Here is a 19,634-nt window from a genome sequence, read left to right as displayed (position 1 = left end):
GCTTTACCTAGTATGATCGCTGGTTGTATAACTTATAGCATTATCATATACATAATTATCTTTAATACTGAGTTCTTGTTTATTTATATGCTATGGTTTATAGCAATACCTATTTTTGTAGTTGGATTTATTTTTTTCATGTATATGGGCTATAATACGTGGCATCAATCATACTTTAATTCAACAAACATCCCTGAATCGGTTTCTATTCAAAAACTATTTTTAGAACCTATATATATTAGTATTATCAATATTCAATCCTTTTATTTTAGATATGCTAAATACAGTTCTTTATAAATATCGAGATTATAATACTAAAGTAATATACATACTTATACCTATCTATCTATGGTTTTTGTTATTATCAATAATTGGTTATAATATTAGAAAACTAAGTAAAGGGGCTATAATTTTAAAAATACTTAATAAGGTAGGAGCTATAACAATTTGGAGAATAGCACTTCTATATTTACCACAAACAGTAATTACTATAAAATCTTGGATAAATTGGTTAATTTAAAATGAGCGAAATATTAAATGCATTTTTTCATGCAATATTATTAGCACTTGGCTTAATTGTACCTTTAGGAGTGCAGAATATTTTTATATTCAATCAAGGAGCTACACATCAAAAATTTCAAAAAGTTTTACCTAGTATAATATCAGCTTCTATATGCGATACTATTCTTATCTGCTCTGCCGTTTTTGGTTTGTCTTTAATAATTTTTGAAATCCCTACCCTAAAACTTGCTATATTTGTCTTGGGATTTATTTTTTTATTATATATGGGATATAATACTTGGAATCAGCCACCTCTTGATCTTACTAATAACTCGAACGCACTTTCAGCTAAAAAACAGATTCTATTTGCTATATCAGTATCAATATTAAATCCACATGCAATTATGGATACAATAGTAGTAATAGGTACAAGTGCCTTAAAATATCAGGGACTTATAAAAACTATATTTACTTTAACTTGCGTGCTTGTATCTTGGTTATGGTTTTTCTCTTTAGGTTTTGCTGGTTATAATATTAGAAAGCTGAATAAAAGTAGCACAATTTTAGCTATAGTTAATAAAATAGCAGCTATTATAATTTGGGCAGTAGCTCTTTATATAGGAATACAAATATTATATGAAGTCGGTTTTATTAACTAGAAGCTTAGAAGCTAATTTAGAAACTACCCAGGAAATAGGTAAATATTTTCATTATATTAATTGCCCTATAATTAAGTATAAAACTTTAGATTTTGATGCTAATATTTTAAAAAACTACTCAAATATAATAATAACTAGCAAATATGCCGCCACAATTATTGTTGAATATGAATTAAATCATAACATTTGGGTGGTGGGTGATAAATCAAGAGAGATATTAATAAATAAAGGCTTTAAAATAGCCTATGCCGGTAAAAACGTCGATGATTTGATGCAGCATTTTCCGGATGATTTGTATGAACAAGCTATATATCTATCTTCAAATGAAATCACTAAAGATTTGCCTGATAAAATAAAACGTTATATTATTTATAATGTAGAATATTTAAATGAGCTTCCGTTATCTGTTGTAAAAGAACTTAAAAATTCTGTTGATTTTATTTTAGTTTATTCTCAAAATAGTGCTAAGACTCTGTTAAAATTATTGAATGAAAATAATTTATTAGAATATTTACAAAATAGTTTAGTTATAGCTATAAGTTCAAAAGTTGCAAATATAGTTAGACCTTTTTTTAAAAATGTGGTTTATTATGATGACCAAAATCCTAATGATTTAATCAAATTATTATTTGAAAATGCAAAAATTCAATAGTTTATTTAAAAGCCGGAACATCTTTCTCATAGCGATAGTAATATTTACTTTATCTTCCTTTACGCTTTATAACAATAGGAGCGATATTTTAAAATTATTTAAAAGCGAAAATAAAAACTTAAGTCAAACTCTTGATACCCCAGAGGAGATTGAAACAAATATTACAGAAGTAAAAGAAGAAGCACCTTTGCTATCTACTAAAACATTTTTTAATTATATAGATTCCTTAAAATTTCCCGAAGCTCCTACTGCTGCATTAGAACAAAAACCTAAGCCTCAGCAAAAAATATATTCACCTGATTATATTAATTATCTGCTAAATGCAAATCTACTAACATATAATTTTTTGCAAGATCAGGAATATAGTAAAGAATTAACAGTATTAAAATCTCTGCTGCTACCTCAGGAAATAAAAAATATTTTAGCAAACTTAGAAGAATATAATAATAATTACCTTATTTCTAAATCTGAAAGAGTAGAAGTAATTTTCCCATTAAATCATAAATGGCTTGAAAAATTTGTTAAAATCGAGAAAAAGCCTTCTAATATAACTATAAAAGAACAAGATAAATCCTTGACCCTAGAAAAATTAAAATATCTAATTAATTTTCTTTATTCAGAAAAATTTATGCAGGAGTTTATAAATAAAGATGTTTAGATTATTATTAATATGTGCTGCTCTTTTTCTTCTTTATTTTGGCTTTACCTTAATGCAAAGCTTTGATTCAAAGGTTTTCATTAGTTTATATAATTATAATATTGAAACTACTTTTTTCTTTAGTCTAATTAGCTTAATTCTATTAATAGTACTTGGTTTTATCATAATAAGATTTTTGATATTAATTATAGATTTACCAATTAAGATACATAATGTTTTTAGTAATCGTAAAATCAATAATGATAGATATTCATTAGTTCTAGCTTTTGCAAAATATATTACTGGTAATAAAGCTAAAGCAGGCTCTATTGCCCGCAAGAATTCATCTTGTGAAAATTTAAAAGAATTTCATAACTTAATTTTAGCCGAAACAGAAGAGGATGTAGATAAGAAAATCGCTTATTTGCAAAATATTTCTAAATCAAAAGAATTTGCTTTTTATAGCAATAAAAATTTAGCCAGACTTTATTACGATAAAGGACTTTATCAAGAAGCTGAGAATTATGCTATTAAAGCTTATAATTTAAATGAATATGATGCAGATAATTTAGTTACTTTAGCTTATTGTTACGGGCAACTTGCTTTATGGTCTAAATTTACTTTTATCACAAATAAAATTGCCAAACTTCATAAAGCCATACCTATTTCAGACAATTTAAAAATTGCTGATTACTATTTGCTGGCAAATTATGCAGAATATTTAGAGTCAGCTATAAACACCAATTTTGTAAATATCCCTTTGCTAGAACTTTATTTGAATTCAAATAATAATCTGAATGATAAGAAAAAGATTAAAATATTGAAAGATGCTTTTCAAATTATGCCGTCTCTAGAAATAGTAAAGCTCTTTAAAAAATTCACTACCCTATCAGACGAACAAGTTTATGAAGAATTAACAAAAGACTTAGATACCAAAAAAGATGAGATATTAATTTTGGCACTAAAATCTTATTTAGAGTTGTAGAAATATCATTGCGGGAAAGATGCAGTCTTTGTTGCATGACTCCTATGTCATTCCCGAAAAAGCTTTGTTGCGTAGATCGAAAAATGCCTCGGTGTCATCTAGTTGCTTGACCCATAGTACCGGACAATCATTAAAAAAATGTTATATTTTATTCAGATGTAGGTGACATTGTATGTCATTCCCGCGAAAGTGCAGTAGTGTCCGGAGAAATTTGGAGTATTATTAAAACCATCATTGCGAGCGGTCGTAGACCGCGTGGCAATCCAGAAAAATAGTAAAAAATAACTAATTTTAGCATTTTTTTACTTCCTTGCTTCGCCCTTATTACTTTGTAATTCTTCTCGCAATGACGAAAAAACCTAATAATATATAATGGTACCCAAAAACTGGACTACTAAAATGCTAGAATGAGATATAATTTTCAGATACAAAAGAGAAATTATATGTCCAAAAAAGCAAAACAATATAGTGCAGCAGAAAAAACAAAGATAGTTTTAGAAACAATAAAAGCTGAAATGACAATAGCTCAAATTAGTAGCAAATATGGAGTTCATCCGACACAAATACAAGCATGGAAGAAAAGAGGTATAGAAAATTTAATTAGTAGTTTTCAAATTAAGCCACAATCTAAGGATCCAGATCATCAGGATTTAATAAAACAATTGTATGAACAAATAGGCCAGTTAACTGTTGAACGTGACTGGTTGAAAAAAAAATCTACATTGTTTGGACTTGGCAATTAGAAAAAATATGGTAGATAAAGAGTGTAGTAATCTAAGTATCGCTAGGCAATGTACTCTACTGTTTATTAACAAATCTAGCTATTATTACAAGCCACAAGGCTTAACCCAAAAAGACTTAAAAATAATGCAAGTAATTGATGAAATATACACACAGCATCCTTACTTTGGAGCAAGAAGAATGTCTGAGCACCTTGTACCATTTGGAATCACAATCGGTCGCAAGGCAGTAAGTCGTTATTATAGAATAATGGCTATTGAAGCTATCTATCCTAAAATGAACTTAAGTAAGTGCAATCAAGCTCATAAAATATATCCATATCTTTTAAAAGGAGTTGAAATTATTAAAGTAAATCAGGTATGGAGTACAGATATCACTTATATTAGAATGGCACAAGGATTTGTATATTTGGTAGCAATTATTGATTGGTTTAGTCGTTATATTGTGAGCTGGAAGGTGTCTATTAGTTTAGAAAGTGACTTTTGTATTGATGCACTTGAAGAAGCAATAATAAAATATGGTCAGCCTGAAATCTTTAATACAGATCAAGGTTCTCAATTTACATCAAAAGATTTTACAGATAAACTAATTAAACGTGAAATCAAAATCAGTATGGATGGTAAAGGCAGAGCCCTAGATAATGTATTTATAGAAAGATTTTGGCGTTCATTAAAACAAGAAAAAATATATTTGATGGTTTTAAATACTGTCAAGGAGGCAAAAAATGCTATAACTGATTACATAAATTTTTATAATAGAAAAAGAATGCACCAGTCATTAGAATATCTCACTCCAGAACAGGTGTATTCTACAAAAATTATTGAGTAAAATTATAATACAATTTATATCTCATAAATCTTAATTTTTAGTCTAGACAAATTGGGCCACCTCAATAACAACGTTTATTTTTTCTCCGGACACTACTGTGCTTTTGCGGGAATGACATATAATAAAAACTGTCCGGTACTATCGGCTTGACTACGGCATCCAGAAAAACAATAAAAAATACTAATAATTTTAGTATTTTAAGCTGGATCCCGCGATCAAGTCGCGGGATGACAGGGAAAAAATGATCCATACGGGACAAGCCTCACACAAGAATGACATAGTTGGTGACAATTACAATAATTCAACCTTTTTCAACTCTTCCAAATTATGCGATCCTGTACACATCATAGTAATTTTGAGCTGTTCTATTATTAGCTGTATCTCTTCAGATACTAGATTTTCTGAAACATCAGCTGCTTTTAAAAATGGACCAGCAAGACTAAAAATATCCGCTCCCATGCGAATAGCTTTAGCCCCGTCAATACCTGACTTTAAGCCGCCACTTGCAATAACCGAAATATCCTTTGAAGCTTCTCGCACCATTTTAAGGGAATCTAGCGTTGGAATTCCCCAATTGATAAAACTATTAGCTATACGATTTTGTAATGAATTTGTAGCACGGTAAGCTTCTACCTGACTCCACGATGTTCCACCACTTCCTGCAACATCAAGAATCTTAACTCCTATATCTATAAATTGCTTGGCTGTTTTTTTAGATAAGCCAAACCCTACTTCCTTGATAATTACAGGAACAGAAAGATAATTTACGACTTCTTTTATTTTCGGTAAAAGATTTTCCCAATTTTTATCACCTTCCGGCTGAGTTAATTCCTGTAACACGTTCAGATGTAAAATTAAGGCATCAGCTTTAACGCTATCTACTAAATATTGGCATTGCTTTGGTGTTACACCATAATTGAGTTGCACCGCACCAATATTAGCAAGTAATACTATATCAGGAGCATTATTTCGCACTGTAAATGTATATAAAGTACTTGGTTCTGTAAGTAATGTACGCATAGAGCCAAGCCCCATAGCGATACCTGCTTTTTGAGCAGCAGCAGCTAATCTACAATTAATATCTCTTGCCCTAGGTGTTCCGCCTGTCATGCTAGAAATTAGAATAGGTGCTTGTAAGATTTTATTTAAGAAAGTAGTAGTTGTATCTATACTACTATAATTGATTTCCGGTAAGGCATTATGCACAAATTGAACTGACTCAAATCCGCTACTTAAGCCAGATTCAACATTCTTTGTAAGATTAATTTCGATATGGTCTTGTTTTCTTTTTATGTCTAGCATAATATGTTATTCCCGCGAAGGCGGGAATCCAGTAATTAAAAGTTTTAAAATAGCAAGATTTTAAAATTAAAAGCTTTTCCTGAGCCATGCAATGCAACAACGCTGGACAAGCCACGAGATGACCGTGGTGGAACTGATCCACGCAAGCCTTAAGCAGGGATGCCACCGATTCGTACAAATTAGCCCTTTCTTATTCTATTTCTGTACTTTTTCTTTGTAGAAAATATAATAATACCAACCCTATAGGTATCATGAAAGGAGACAAAAGAAAACAAAGTACCATACCTATAACTTTAAAAAACAGCCATATTATATCGCCCAGCATTTTAGTGTTATAATCATTTACGATGATCTTATTAACTACTATTATCACCTTATCATTTTCAATAATCTTGTCACCTGTTATTACATTATTACCCCTTATAAAATCTATTATTGTCTCATATGCAAATCGTGAATATGGATAGAGAAATGGATAAATAATAGCCGGTATGATTATTTCAAAAGATGATTTACCGATAACCAGTACAAAAAAATAGGATATAGCAGCACCAAAAATAAACTGTCTAAAATAGTAATATGGATTTATACTACAAAATAAAGTTATAATAAATTTAATTAATTTTTGCACAGTAAATTTTTAGTAGAATTTTTATCCCTAAAAACTAAAATAAAAACAACTATTTTTTTAAAATTAATAATGACTATGCCTAATTATATAGCTGACTTCCTATCCATATCAGCGAATACTTCTTCCCATGAGCCGGTAGTTGCTGCTTTTGAATATTCGGTTGCTCTATTTTCAAAGAAGTTTGTATGCTCAACCCCGTTTAGCATTTCATCAAGCCATGGCAGAGGGTTATTTTTTACCATATAAATATCTTTTAGCCCTAGCTGAAATAAACGTCTGTCAGCGATATATCTAATATATAATCTTACCTCATCAGCCGTTAGCCCTTCAATTCCCCCTACTTCAAAAGCAAGAGCAATAAACGCATCTTCAAAATGTACAATAGTTGTACAAGCTTTATAGATACGACTACGTAAATTTTCTGTCCAGACTTCAGGATTTTCTCTAACGAAAGTTTTAAAGAGTGTAATAATAGAATTAGTATGCAGCGTTTCATCACGCACTGACCAAGCAATAATCTGCCCCATACCTTTCATTTTATTAAAACGTGGAAAATTAAGCATAATAGCAAAAGATGCAAATAGCTGTAATCCTTCTGTAAAAGCTCCAAATACTGCAAGCGTAGTTGCTATATCCTCGTTAGTAGCAACCCCAAATTGTTGCATATAATCATATTTATCTTTCATTTCCTTATATTTAAGAAACGCAGAATATTCTACTTCAGGCATTCCTACAGTATCAAGCAAATGTGAGTATGCTGCAATATGCACTGTTTCCATATTAGAAAAAGCAGACAGCATCATTAACACTTCAGTCGGCTTAAATACTCTTAAATAATGCTTCATATAGCAATTATTTACTTCAATATCAGCTTGTGTAAAAAAGCGAAATATTTGCGTTAATAAATGCTTCTCACCTGGGGTTAAATTATATTTCCAATCTTTAACATCATCAGCAAGCGGTACTTCTTCCGGCAACCAATGAATTTTTTGTTGAGTGTGCCAAGCTTCATATGCCCACGGATATGAAAATGGCTTATAAATCGGACTTGCATCAAGTAATGACATATGCTTTCTTTTTAATTTATTTTTTTATATTAACAGTAACTATACGAAGTTCTCCTAGTATATTATTGAATAGTATAGAACAGTTTCTACTTTATGTCATTCCCGCTTAAGGCTTGCCCCGCGTGGATCATTTTTCCCTGTCATCCCGTGATTTATTCACGGGATCCAGCTAAAAAATACTAATAACATTAGTATTTTTTATTATTTTCTGGATGCCGTGGTCAAGCCACGGCATGACACCGAGGGCGTTTTTCGATCTACGCGGGAATGACATATAAGGTCACCTATACCTAAATAAAATGAGGTATTTTTTAAAACTGTCCGGTACTATTATATTACTGGCAAGCTAGGCATTCTTCGTATTTATTAGCTTCAGCTAGCTCGTCATTTTGTTTTTCTAAATCTTTAAAATCTGCCTTTAAAACATCGTGCGAAACTTTATCTGCCCGCTGAATTGATGTTGATCTACAATAATATAAACTTTTCACTCCTTTTTTCCAAGCTTTAAAATGAATATCATTTAGATATTTTTTGCTAACATTACCGGGTAGAAAGACATTTAAAGATTGTGCTTGAGTAATATAAGGAGTACGATCTGCTGCTAGCTCTATCAACCAATTTTGATCAATTTCATAAGCTGTTTTAAAGACTTGCTTTTCTTCTTCAGTTAAGAATGTTAGATGCTGCACTGATCCTTCGTGAGTACTAATTGAAGACCAAACTTGATCATTATTAAATCCTTTTTCCTCTAATAACCTTTCTAAATGCTTATTACGTACATTAAAAGAACCAGTTAGGGTTTTCTGTACGAAACTATTAGCAGCAAATGGCTCTATCCCTGGTGATGCATTTCCTGCTATTACTGAAATTGAAGCAGTAGGAGCTATTGCTGTTTTGTTACTAAAACGCTCATTGCTTTCTGCATCCAATGCATCAGGACAAGCCCCTTTCTCTTTACCAATTTTAACAGATGCTTCTTCTACTTCCTTAGATACATATTCAAATATTTTTTTATTCCAAACCTTTGCCATAACCGATTCTATCGGTACTTTTTTCATTTGTAAGAATGAGTGGAATCCCATAACGCCAAGTCCAACGCTTCGCTCACGAAAAGCTGAGTATTTAGCTCTTGCCATAGTATCAGGTGCTTTATTGATGAAATCTTCTAAAACATTATCAAGAAATAACATAATGGTTGGTATAAATTCTTTATCGTCTTTCCATTCTTCATAATATTCTAAATTTAAAGAAGAAAGACAACAAACGGCAGTTCTTGATTTGCCTAAATGATCGATACCGGTTGGCAATGTAATTTCACTACAAAGGTTAGACATCTTAACATGCAAGCCTAACTTTTTATGATGCTTAGGTATTGACTTATTAACACTATCAATAAATAACAGATAAGGCTCACCAGTTTCTATTCTGGTAGTGAGCAGCTTAACCCATAAATCTCTTGCTCTAACTTTAGTTACAACTTTTTTGGTAGCAGGACTAATAAGCTCGAAGTCTGTATTATTTTCAACAGCTTGCATAAATTTATCAGTTATGGCAATACCGTGATGAATATTAAGAGATTTTCGGTTAACGTCCCCGCCTGTCGGGCGTCTTATGTCAATAAATTCTTCGATTTCAGGATGATCAATAGGTAGATATACAGCTGATGAGCCTCGTCTAATCGATCCTTGAGAAATAGCAAGGGTCATAGAATCCATTACCTTAATAAAAGGTATAATGCCTGATGAATGTCCCTTATTGTGAATTGCTTCGTTAATAGATCTAACATTACCCCAATAACTTCCTATTCCGCCACCGCGTGAGGCAAGCCAAACATTTTCCGTCCATAAATTTACTATATCATCTAAACTATCATCGGTCTCGTTTAAGAAACAAGAGATAGGTAATCCCCTATCAGTGCCACCATTACTTAAAATCGGTGTTGCAGGCATAAACCACATTTTGCTCATATACTCATATAGCTTCTGAGCATGCTCTTTATTTTCAGCATAGTAACTAGAAACACGAGCAAATAAATCTTGAAAATCTTCGCCTTTCATAAGGTATCGATCTCGCAAAATTGCCTTACCAAAAGGTGTAAGTAAATCGTTATAATTATTATTGATATTTATTTGAAATTTAGTTTTTTTTGCTGTGCTCATTATAAGTACTAATGGGGTTGGTAGAAGCTAATTAAGTATAAAACTTTTTCTTAAGTAGACACTAGAATAAGAGTTTATTCAACATAAATATTTATAATTATTTTAGATTTACCCCTTGACAGTTGATAGTTCAAAGCAAACTCAAGCGAGTATTAAATTTTCTTAAATTTTATAAATTATGTAGGATAGTTGCATTATTGTAATGATAGTATTTTGAAAAATAAGTTTTAACTTGTCCAATCCAACTCTGCATAGTTTAGTTCAGAAGACTCTCCAATTTTATCAGTATGGTTTATATTATTTTTATCTAGATTTTTAGAAGCATTCTCATAATACTCTAACGTGTCTTCATCGTTATAACGAGGTTGTAATTGTTCCTTTTTAGTGAATTTTAAAGGATCAAACATTTCTATATATTTTAATACGTAGTCTAAAGATTCTTTTTTTTGTTTATCTAAAGTAACATTATTTTCGTCTAAGTAATTATATAGTTTTTGTAAAAAAGTATAATATTTATCGCCTTTACATAATCCGTAACGAGCAAGGAACAGCATATTAATATCTTTAACCTTTTCTGTTATCAGTATTTTTTCAAAAAGCTCTAAATCATAAGTATGAAGAGCTACGCATATAATATTATTATGCGTTATTTTACTTTTTATTATTTTAAGTTTTTCTAAGAAAGTATATTTAGACCACTTCACAATTTGTATATATCTTAATTTTAATTAGCCATAAACTAACGTTAAATTAAAATTTGTAAAGTAATAACTTTAGTCTTTAAGGAAATTTTTAGGCATTCTGTAATAAATTGTATTATAAAATTTATCACTTTCTGGGAATTTTCGTGTGCGGATAGAAAAGTTACCGAAATTTCTGATTTCGATACGGTTTTGTTCTTTAAGAGAATTACTTAAATAATTAAGGATTAAATTCACAGAATCACTAACATCTTCTTTAGAAAGATAATCCAGCTGCTTATGTATTTTATTTATCAAATCAATTTTAGTAGCCATGATTAGAAATCGCCTTAATTCCATTAAAACTATTTTTGAAAAAACTAGGTACTAAACTGTCGAAATCTTCAAGCATCATTTCCACTAATTTAGGTTTTGGTTTTAATTGATAGTCCTTAACCGTTAATTTAGCATCGATTTTTTTCTCATCTTGCAACCATTTTAAAGCTGTATCCTCATTACCTATATTATCTACAAGCTTTAGTTTTACAGCCTGACGTCCTGAATATATTCTGCCATCAGCAAGTTTTTTGACTTCATCTATAGGAATTTTACGTCTTTCAGCAACAAGTTCAATAAAAAAATTGTAAGTGTCTTCGATATTTTCCATAATCGCTACCCTTACATTTTCAGTAAGTTTTTCAGTAGGGTTTGGAGCAGCCTTAAGCTCACCTGATTTAAAATTAAGAAAAGTAATGCCAAGTTTTTGTGCAAGGTCAGTTACCTCAGCAGTCTGCAATATTACCCCAATTGAACCAGTTATAGTTCCATTATGGCTAATGATGTAATCACCAGCAAGAGAGATTAAATAACCACCACTTGCTGCCATCGTTCCCATAACTATAACTACCGGCTTTTTTTCTGATATTTTAAGTAGAATATTATAAATTTTTTCTGATCCTACTACTGTACCGCCTGGAGAATTTACATTAACTATTAAGGCTTTAATATGAGAATCATCAACAATTTTCTTAAGCTTTTTATCACGCTTCTCATCTTCAAGTATTATGTCGTCAATTAATACCGAAGCTATATAATCATCATTATTATTGGCTAAAACTTCCGTTGGAACAAAATCTTTACAAATTAAGAAGAATGAAACACCAATTAAAATAATTGCTATTAACTTCCAAACTAATAAACGAGATTTTATTTGTTTTCTTTCAATTAAATAATCAGGTGTTATATTCATTTTGCAATATATTTTTTAGTTTTTCGTCATTGTGAGGAGAGGCAAAACTTGCTGTGTCACCCCGTGATTTATTCACGGGGTCCAGTTAAAAATATCAATATTATTGATATTTTTAGTTATTTTTCTGGATCACGTGGTCAAGCCACGGGATGACACTTAGGACGTTTTTTGATCCATGCGGGCAATGCCACCACGGGATGACCCCACAACTTACTTACGTTCTGCTGGGCTTTTCATCATCTCAAAAAACTCACTATTAGTTTTAGTATGTTCTAGCTTTTTAAGCAAGAATTCTATTGCTTCACTGCTACCCATTGGGTCGATGATGCGGCGAAGAACCCACATTTTATTTAGCACTATTTTATCAACTAATAAATCTTCTTTTCTAGTTCCTGATCTAGTTATATCAATCGCCGGATAAATACGTTTATCGGCAATCTTACGATCTAATACTATTTCAGAGTTACCTGTACCTTTGAACTCTTCAAAAATCACCTCATCCATACGTGAGCCTGTTTCAATTAGAGCTGTACCAATTATAGTAAGTGAACCACCATTCTCAATATTTCTTGCAGCACCAAAAAATCTTTTCGGACGCTGAAGTGCGTTAGCATCAACACCGCCAGTTAATACCTTACCTGATGATGGCACTACAGTATTATAAGCACGAGCAAGACGAGTTATAGCATCAACTAAAATTACTACGTCTTTTTTATGTTCTACTAAACGCTTTGCTTTTTCAATGACCATTTCCGCAAGCTGTACGTGTCTACTGGCCGGTTCATCAAAAGTAGAACTAACAACCTCCCCTCGCACGGAACGTTGCATATCTGTTACCTCTTCAGGTCTCTCATCTATTAACAACACAATTAAAAATACTTCCGGGTTATTGGTAGTAATAGCATGAGCGATATTTTGTAGTAACACGGTTTTACCAGTACGGGGTGGTGCAACTATTAAAGCACGCTGTCCTTTACCCATAGGAGCGACTAGCTCGATAACACGTGTACTAAAATCTTTGCTGTTATCTTCAAGCTCTAAGCCTAATTTTTCATCAGGATATAAAGGAGTGAGATTATCAAAATTGACGCGGTGATAAGCCTTAGAGGGATCTTCAAAATTCACTTTATTTACCTTAAGTAGAGCAAAATAACGCTCACCCTCTTTCGGAGCTCTGATTCGTCCTTCCACAGTATCACCAGTACGAAGCCCAAAGCGACGAATTTGGCTTGGAGAAATATAAATATCATCAGGTCCTGCTAAATAATTTACTTCCGGAGAACGCAAAAAGCCAAACCCGTCAGGCAAAACTTCAAGTACACCCTCACCTACTATTGAACCCCCCTGCTCTACAGATTTCTTTAAAATTGCAAAAACTAATTCTTGTTTACGCAAAGAACTAACATTTTCAATTTTTAGCTCTTCTGCTTGAGCTTGCAATTCTTCAGGCAATTTACGTTTTAATTCTTTTAAATTAATTATATTGCCGTTTTCTGCATAATGATTATTAAATTCAGGGTTATTTAGTTGTTCTGGGGATTCTTTATTAGTTATACTCATTATTTTTATTATAATAGATTATAGTTGACATGAATGAAAAATTTAATTCCTTAAATGTAGAGGAAATATTACGTTTGTTTTAAATTGGAATCAAACTAGATTTTTAGATTTATTCTTGTGGCTTGAAGAATTAATTTTATTTGTTAGCTTTATAAAGCTTTAATATATGTAAAAGGATATTAACAATCTAAAAGCATATTGTCAAGTATATACTGCTAATAAATGAAAAGTTGGTAGACGAAGTTTAATTTGAAAATTGACTATAATATTAATAAAAGTGGATCAGCTTTTCCGTCATGGCGAGAAAATTATATTTGCATCTCCTCGCAATGACGACTTTGACCCACAAGGCTTAATTAGGAATCCTTATTATCTCTAATTTCTTTGACTATGCTTAATAATTGAGGAAAATCTACTGATCCTGGAATTAATCTAGCATTAATTACATATGCAGGCACACCCTGAATTTTAAGATTTCTAGCTATTTGCATATTTTGAGCGATTAGATCTCTTACCTCAGAGCTGTCAGCTATTTCTTCAACTTCCGTAATATTTAAGTCATTTTTAGCTAATAATTCTTCGACAGTTTCTTTAGAAACATTTCTTATCTTCATTAATTCACTATGAACAGCTTTAAATTTACTAGGGTTAATTTTATAAACCGCTAAAGCTATTTTTGCTAAATAATCAGAAGCATCACCAAGGATAGGTAATGGTCTTAACAAAATTTTCACTTCTGGATCATTTTGTAATAACTCATTTAAAGAAACATCACCTTTTTTACAGTAGGAACAAGAATAATCATAAAAAGCAACTATAGTTATATCACCGTCTTTATTACCTATGATAGGAAAATTTTGGCTATTCTCGATATCTAATTTGTTATCCTTAATATAGCTATTAACTTTGGTTTCACTTTCTTGTACTTTACGCTTTTGTAGATTTTCTATTGATTGTATTATTATTTCAGGAGTATTAAGCAAATATTCTTCAATAATCTTCTTAACTCTTTCTTCTTCACATTGCTTTGGCTCTTCATTTTGTTTAACTTCTATGGAAACAGGTTTTGTAGAAGAAGTTTTTATAGTTTTAAAAATAAATAAAACTCCTATAATTACTACAAATATAACTAATATCTTTCCAATAATATGCTGCATAAATAACCTTTAAAATTAATTTTATTTTGTTTCGGGCTTGTGTATGTCATTGCGAGGAAATGCAACTCCTACTGTGTCATCCCGTGACCCCGCCACGGGATCCAGAAAAACAATAAAAAATATTACATATTTTTTTCTGGACCCCGTGAATAAATCACGGGGTGACAACCATACCTTAACCTTTACTTCTGTCTGATCAATCTACTCTGATCTCTCTTCCAATCTTTTTCTTTAATCGATTCTCTTTTATCGTGTAATTTTTTACCTTTAGCAATGCCAAGCTCAATTTTTATTTTGTTCTTTTTGTTAAAATACATAGACAAGGCAACTAGAGTATAACCTTTTATTTTAGTTTTACCGATAATTTTATTTATTTCTTTCTTATGCAATAATAATTTACGTGGTCTTCTAGTAGAATGATTGAACCTATTTGCTTTTTCATATTCTGCAATATGACAATTATACAAAAATACCTCATTTCCCGTATCAGCTGCATGACTCTCTTCTATAGATGCTTTACCTTGACGCAATGATTGAACTTCACTACCCTTTAATACAATACCTGCTTCTAGTCTTTCCTCAATAAAGTAATTAAAGAGAGCTTTTTTATTTTGTGCAATAATTTTCTTATATTCCGTCATACTTTTATAGATAAGGATGTTATAATTTCCTCAATTTGTGTTTTGGTCGTATTTGTTGCTTCAGTTAAAGGCAAACGAATTTTGTTTGTGCAGAATCCTAAATAATGCATAGCATACTTAACTGGGATTGGGTTTGATTCTACAAATAATGCTTTATATAAAGGTAATAATTTTTGATGAATCTCTAAAGCTCCTTTAACATCATTGTTATACCATTTCTCTTGAAGCTCTTTGCATAATTTAGGTGCAACGTTAGAAGCTACGGATACGCACCCTACTCCGCCTTGAGCATTAAAAGCAAGACTTAAATCATCATTACCGCATAATAGATTAAATTCTTTTTTAACTATAGCTTTAATTCTAAGCGGTCTTTCTAAATCTATCCCCGCATCTTTTAAAGCTAAAATACGAGGTAATTTAGCGAGTTTAAATATCACTTCATCGGTAAAGTCAACCCCAGTTCTACCCGGAACTGAATATAGCATAATCGGTAAATTACTAGCTTCATGTATTGCTTCAAAATGTTTATAGATCCCGCTTTGAGTAGGCTTCAAATATGACGGCGGGCTAATCATAAAGCCGTCAACTCCAATTTTTGTAGATTCAGCCGCAAGCTCTATTGCATAAGCGGTATCATTTGAAGAACATCCGCTAATTATAGGAATACGCTTATTTATAATATCCTTAGCTGTCTGCAATAATAATTTATACTCTTCAAAACTTAAACTACTCCCCTCACCTGTTGAACCTGCTATTACTACGGCATTCACTTCAGCATTTATTTGATATTCTAAAATCTTTTCTAAGGCATCTAAATCTAGTTTATTATTTTTAAACGGCGTTATTATTGCCGTAATCAAACCTTTAAATATATTATTCATTATGTTAGTATTTTTTTATTGTTTTTCTGGATCTAGTTCCCAAGCCACGGGATGACACCGAGGACTATCTCATAAGATTGCCACACAAGCGATGCTCCTTGCAATGACGTTTTTTATCCCCTCACAATTTTACCATACTCTTCTTTTAAAATATTCGCAATTTTATGATCATTAAAAGTAACTTTCTTATTACCAAGATCTATAGAATTAATATTTTGCACCTCAATTGCCGTACCTGTAGCAAAACAGCTGGTAAAATCTTCTATCTGTTCTAATCTTAGACGCTCTTCTTTTACTTCTAGCCCTAAATTTTTTGCAATTTCAATAATAGTTTGTCTTGTTATACCATCTAAAAATCTATCAGCAACTGGAGTATATAGCACATTATCTTTAACAAAGAAAATATTTGTTGTAGTACATTCCGCAATATACCCCTCATAATCAAGTAATAATGCATCATCATAGCCAAGGTCTTTAGCCTCTTTCTTGCTTGTTATTGCCATGTTATAATGAGCAGCGGATTTAGATTGCACTGGCATCATATTAGGTGCAGCTTTACGCCATCTGCTTACATGCAAATTAACTCCAGCGGTAAATGCTCGTGGCATAGAGGGAACAGCCGCAATCAAAACGTTAGTCGACAATTTAGGGTTAATAATATTTAAAGACTCACTCCCACACCAAACAAGTGGTCTTATATATGCATCCTGAATCTTGTTTTTCTCTATTAATAATTCATGAGCTTTTATAATTTCTTCTACACTATAAAGTACTTTCAATCCTAAAACTTCTGCTGATTTAACCAATCTTTCAGTATGTTCTTTAAGTTTAAAAACTTTCCCATTATAAGCCCGCTCACCCTCAAATACTGATCCTGAGTAATGCAAACTATGAGTTAAAACATGCACTGTAGCAAGTTCATAAGGAACTAACTCACCATTAATCCAAATATACCAAAGATTATTTTCTAAATTTTTTGTCATTGTTATTAATTGTTATTTGTACTAGAGTAAAAATGCATTGCGAGCGACTGCAAGGAGCGTGGCAATCTCATAAAGCAAACTCCTAAGATTGCTTCGTCGCTATGCTCCTCGCAATGACGGAAAAATTTTTAAAAATTACATCATATTTATATGCAAGAATATAAGGCACATATCCTAATTGTTGATGATGATACCAGAATATTAGCACTTTTAAAGCAATTTTTAAATAAAAATGAGTTTTTAGTATCAACGGCTGTATCAGCTATAGAGGCAAAGGATTTGTTAAAAACTTCTAATTACGATTTGATTATTTTAGACGTCATGTTACCAAGCATTACAGGGCTTGATTTTGCTACTACCATTAGGGACGCTGGCAATAATATACCAATAGTAATGTTAACTGCTTTATCGGAAGCTGATGACCGTGTTAAAGGTCTTGAAGCCGGTGCATCAGATTATGTTATTAAACCCTTTGAACCACGAGAATTATTATTGCGTATAAATAACTTGATCAATAATTATAACAATCCCAAAAAAGAAAAAAATATAACCAAATTTGGCAATAATTTTTATAATTATAATACTAAAGAATTTACTAAAAATGATCAGATAATTCCGCTTAGCTCTACTGAGCAAAAATTACTTGAAATATTTATAGAACGTCTTGGCACTTCTATTAGCCGCCTTGAGCTTTCAAAAATTATGGGAGGTCTTAGTGAACGTTCTATTGACGTACAAATTACCAGAATAAGAAATAAGCTAGAAGATAATCCTAAAGAACCGAAATATTTAAAAACCGTGCGTAATGAGGGATATGCACTTTATATCTAAATTATTACCTAGGACTTTATTCCTAAGATTTATGCTTATCATAATTATGCCGATTCTGATAGGACAGCTAGTTGCTATATTTTTGTTTTATGATCGTCATTGGTATAATGTTTCATATTATACTAGCACCATTATTATCAATGAAATAGAATCTTTAATTAAAGAGCATAAAGATAATCCAAAAGAAATAACACAATTATCAGAAAATTATCTCAATTTATCTTATCAATTTGAGCCTAATAAGAAACTATTAGCAAAACAGCCTAAGTTAAACGAACCCTTAACTATATTTAAAAATATTTTAAATACAAAAATTCATGAAAAAAATATAATTAACTTAACTAAGGAAAATAGAATTCAAGTATTATTAGAGCTAAATAACGAGGTATTAAATATTTCTTTTCCAGCCAAACTTTTACTTAACCCAACAGTATATATTTTTGTTCTATGGATTATATTTTTAACTATTATATTACTTTCCATCTCTATTATTTTCTCTAAGAATCAAATTAAATCAATAGTTGCTCTTGCAGATAGCATGGATGAATTCGGTCGAGGTATCTTAAAAAGTAAGAATTTTAAGCCTACAGGTGCTTTAGAAATAAGAAAAGCAGGGCTTGCTTTTTTAAAAATGAAATCTCGTATAGAAAAGCAAATTACCAAAAGAACTACCATGCTTGCTATGATTTCTCATGATTTAAGAACTCCTCTAACACGCATGAAATTACAACTTGAATTAATGGACGAAAATGAAGAAACTGACGGTCTAAAGCAAGATATATTAACTATGCAGCAAATGATAAACTCCTATCTAGATTTTGCAAGAGGCGAAAGTGCAGAACAATTTAAAGAAATTTTTATTTTATCCTGGATTAAATCTTTTTTAAATAAATGGTCACATATAGATATAAAGTTTATAAACCCTACTAAATTAGATGGAGTGAAACTTCGAATTAAACCACATTCTTTTGAAAGAGCCTTGTCTAATTTAATTAGTAACGCTATAAAATATGGTACTAAAGTTAGAATTTCGTTAAATGCTAACTCATCTAACTTATCAATAATCATTGAAGATAATGGCAGCGGCATAGATAATGCAGAAAAACCTTTAGTATTAAAGCCATTTTATAGATCGGATAAAGCAAGGCAGTTAGATAATTCAAGTAATGTAGGTCTCGGACTTGCTATTACTCGTGAGATAGTAAAGGATCATAACGGATTTCTTTATCTAGAAGATAGTAAGGATTTAGGTGGGTTGTCGGTTAGAGTAGAAATTCCTGTATATACTAAGATAGAACTCTAAAAATTGGTATAGTCGTTATTGCGAGGAGGGATTGCCTGCGTGGATCGAAAGTCGTCTGAGCTACGCGAATGAAATGAGCGTGGCAATCCAGAAAAAATAATAAAAAATACTATAAATTAGCATTTTTTAGCTGGATTGCTTCGTCAATTACTTCGTAATTTCCTTAGCTCAGACGGAAAAACCGATC

21 protein-coding genes are annotated in these 19,634 nt (G+C 31.4%); 9 read left to right on the top strand and 12 right to left on the bottom strand.

What is annotated here, in order from left to right:
- Positions 1–274: 274 nt before the first annotated feature.
- The 7 genes from AAGD54_RS03970 (at position 275) to AAGD54_RS03940 (ending at position 5,003) form a co-directional block, all read left to right on the top strand.
- Entirely contained in the window at positions 275–520 is a 246-nt protein-coding gene (locus AAGD54_RS03970; protein WP_341795063.1) for a hypothetical protein, read from the top strand.
- Between the two features lies 1 nt (position 521).
- Complete coding sequence (locus AAGD54_RS03965; protein ID WP_341788092.1) at positions 522–1,160, top strand: LysE/ArgO family amino acid transporter; 639 nt, start codon at positions 522–524, stop codon at positions 1,158–1,160.
- Positions 1,138–1,812 (top strand): uroporphyrinogen-III synthase, encoded by a 675-nt coding sequence (locus AAGD54_RS03960; RefSeq protein WP_341795062.1) that lies wholly within the window; start codon positions 1,138–1,140, stop codon positions 1,810–1,812. The genes AAGD54_RS03965 and AAGD54_RS03960 overlap by 23 nt, the downstream gene beginning before the upstream one ends.
- Positions 1,796–2,470, top strand: a complete 675-nt coding sequence (locus AAGD54_RS03955) for a hypothetical protein (protein WP_341795176.1) — start codon at positions 1,796–1,798, stop codon at positions 2,468–2,470. The genes AAGD54_RS03960 and AAGD54_RS03955 overlap by 17 nt, the downstream gene beginning before the upstream one ends.
- Positions 2,463–3,434, top strand: a complete 972-nt coding sequence (locus AAGD54_RS03950) for a tetratricopeptide repeat protein (RefSeq protein WP_341795061.1) — start codon at positions 2,463–2,465, stop codon at positions 3,432–3,434. The genes AAGD54_RS03955 and AAGD54_RS03950 overlap by 8 nt, the downstream gene beginning before the upstream one ends.
- Positions 3,435–3,877: 443 nt before the next feature.
- Complete coding sequence (locus tag AAGD54_RS03945) at positions 3,878–4,177, top strand: transposase (RefSeq protein WP_341794552.1); 300 nt, start codon at positions 3,878–3,880, stop codon at positions 4,175–4,177.
- A 7-nt stretch (positions 4,178–4,184) separates the two neighbouring features.
- Positions 4,185–5,003, top strand: coding sequence for an IS3 family transposase (locus AAGD54_RS03940; RefSeq protein ID WP_341794824.1), 819 nt, complete (start codon positions 4,185–4,187; stop codon positions 5,001–5,003).
- Between the two features lie 291 nt (positions 5,004–5,294).
- Here AAGD54_RS03940 and fni read toward each other — a convergent pair whose 3' ends face one another.
- The 12 genes from fni to AAGD54_RS03880 all read right to left on the bottom strand — a co-directional run bounded on the left by fni (position 5,295) and on the right by AAGD54_RS03880 (position 17,319).
- Entirely contained in the window at positions 5,295–6,305 is a 1,011-nt protein-coding gene (fni, locus tag AAGD54_RS03935; protein WP_341795060.1) for a type 2 isopentenyl-diphosphate Delta-isomerase, read from the bottom strand.
- A 190-nt stretch (positions 6,306–6,495) separates the two neighbouring features.
- Entirely contained in the window at positions 6,496–6,936 is a 441-nt protein-coding gene (locus tag AAGD54_RS03930; protein WP_341795059.1) for a hypothetical protein, read from the bottom strand.
- Between the two features lie 83 nt (positions 6,937–7,019).
- Complete coding sequence (locus AAGD54_RS03925; protein WP_341795058.1) at positions 7,020–8,003, bottom strand: ribonucleotide-diphosphate reductase subunit beta; 984 nt, start codon at positions 8,001–8,003, stop codon at positions 7,020–7,022.
- Between the two features lie 335 nt (positions 8,004–8,338).
- Positions 8,339–10,162, bottom strand: a complete 1,824-nt coding sequence (locus tag AAGD54_RS03920) for a ribonucleoside-diphosphate reductase subunit alpha (protein WP_341788099.1) — start codon at positions 10,160–10,162, stop codon at positions 8,339–8,341.
- Positions 10,163–10,389: 227 nt separating this feature from the next.
- The gene (locus AAGD54_RS03915; protein WP_341795057.1) at positions 10,390–10,866 is read right to left on the bottom strand and encodes a hypothetical protein; all 477 of its coding nucleotides are present in this window, start codon (positions 10,864–10,866) and stop codon (positions 10,390–10,392) included.
- Between the two features lie 69 nt (positions 10,867–10,935).
- On the bottom strand, positions 10,936–11,178 hold the full coding sequence (locus tag AAGD54_RS03910; RefSeq protein WP_341795056.1) for an HU family DNA-binding protein: 243 nt from the start codon (positions 11,176–11,178) through the stop codon (positions 10,936–10,938).
- Positions 11,168–12,091, bottom strand: a complete 924-nt coding sequence (sppA, locus tag AAGD54_RS03905; RefSeq protein WP_341795055.1) for a signal peptide peptidase SppA — start codon at positions 12,089–12,091, stop codon at positions 11,168–11,170. Before sppA ends, AAGD54_RS03910 begins: the two co-directional genes overlap by 11 nt.
- Positions 12,092–12,301: 210 nt before the next feature.
- On the bottom strand, positions 12,302–13,651 hold the full coding sequence (gene rho, locus AAGD54_RS03900) for a transcription termination factor Rho (RefSeq protein ID WP_016948430.1): 1,350 nt from the start codon (positions 13,649–13,651) through the stop codon (positions 12,302–12,304).
- 356 nt (positions 13,652–14,007) lie between these two features.
- A complete protein-coding gene (locus AAGD54_RS03895; RefSeq protein WP_341788104.1) occupies positions 14,008–14,808 on the bottom strand; it encodes a DsbA family protein in 801 nt (266 codons plus the stop codon).
- Between the two features lie 182 nt (positions 14,809–14,990).
- The gene (smpB, locus tag AAGD54_RS03890) at positions 14,991–15,449 is read right to left on the bottom strand and encodes an SsrA-binding protein SmpB (protein WP_341788105.1); all 459 of its coding nucleotides are present in this window, start codon (positions 15,447–15,449) and stop codon (positions 14,991–14,993) included.
- Positions 15,446–16,330 (bottom strand): 4-hydroxy-tetrahydrodipicolinate synthase, encoded by an 885-nt coding sequence (gene dapA, locus AAGD54_RS03885; protein WP_341795054.1) that lies wholly within the window; start codon positions 16,328–16,330, stop codon positions 15,446–15,448. The genes smpB and dapA overlap by 4 nt, the downstream gene beginning before the upstream one ends.
- A 113-nt stretch (positions 16,331–16,443) precedes the next feature.
- Positions 16,444–17,319, bottom strand: a complete 876-nt coding sequence (locus AAGD54_RS03880; protein ID WP_341789225.1) for a branched-chain amino acid transaminase — start codon at positions 17,317–17,319, stop codon at positions 16,444–16,446.
- Between the two features lie 144 nt (positions 17,320–17,463).
- Between AAGD54_RS03880 and AAGD54_RS03875 the strand changes: the two genes are divergently transcribed.
- Both AAGD54_RS03875 and AAGD54_RS03870 read left to right on the top strand, forming a co-directional pair.
- Positions 17,464–18,144, top strand: coding sequence for a response regulator transcription factor (locus AAGD54_RS03875; protein WP_011477410.1), 681 nt, complete (start codon positions 17,464–17,466; stop codon positions 18,142–18,144).
- Positions 18,128–19,447, top strand: a complete 1,320-nt coding sequence (locus tag AAGD54_RS03870) for a sensor histidine kinase (protein WP_341795175.1) — start codon at positions 18,128–18,130, stop codon at positions 19,445–19,447. The genes AAGD54_RS03875 and AAGD54_RS03870 overlap by 17 nt, the downstream gene beginning before the upstream one ends.
- The last annotated feature ends 187 nt before the right edge of the window (positions 19,448–19,634 follow it).

Source organism: Rickettsia endosymbiont of Rhinocyllus conicus, from assembly GCF_964026465.1.
Lineage (GTDB): Bacteria > Pseudomonadota > Alphaproteobacteria > Rickettsiales > Rickettsiaceae > Rickettsia.
The sequence above is the reverse complement of the archived record's forward strand: the minus strand, read 5'-3'. Positions and strand labels throughout refer to the sequence as shown.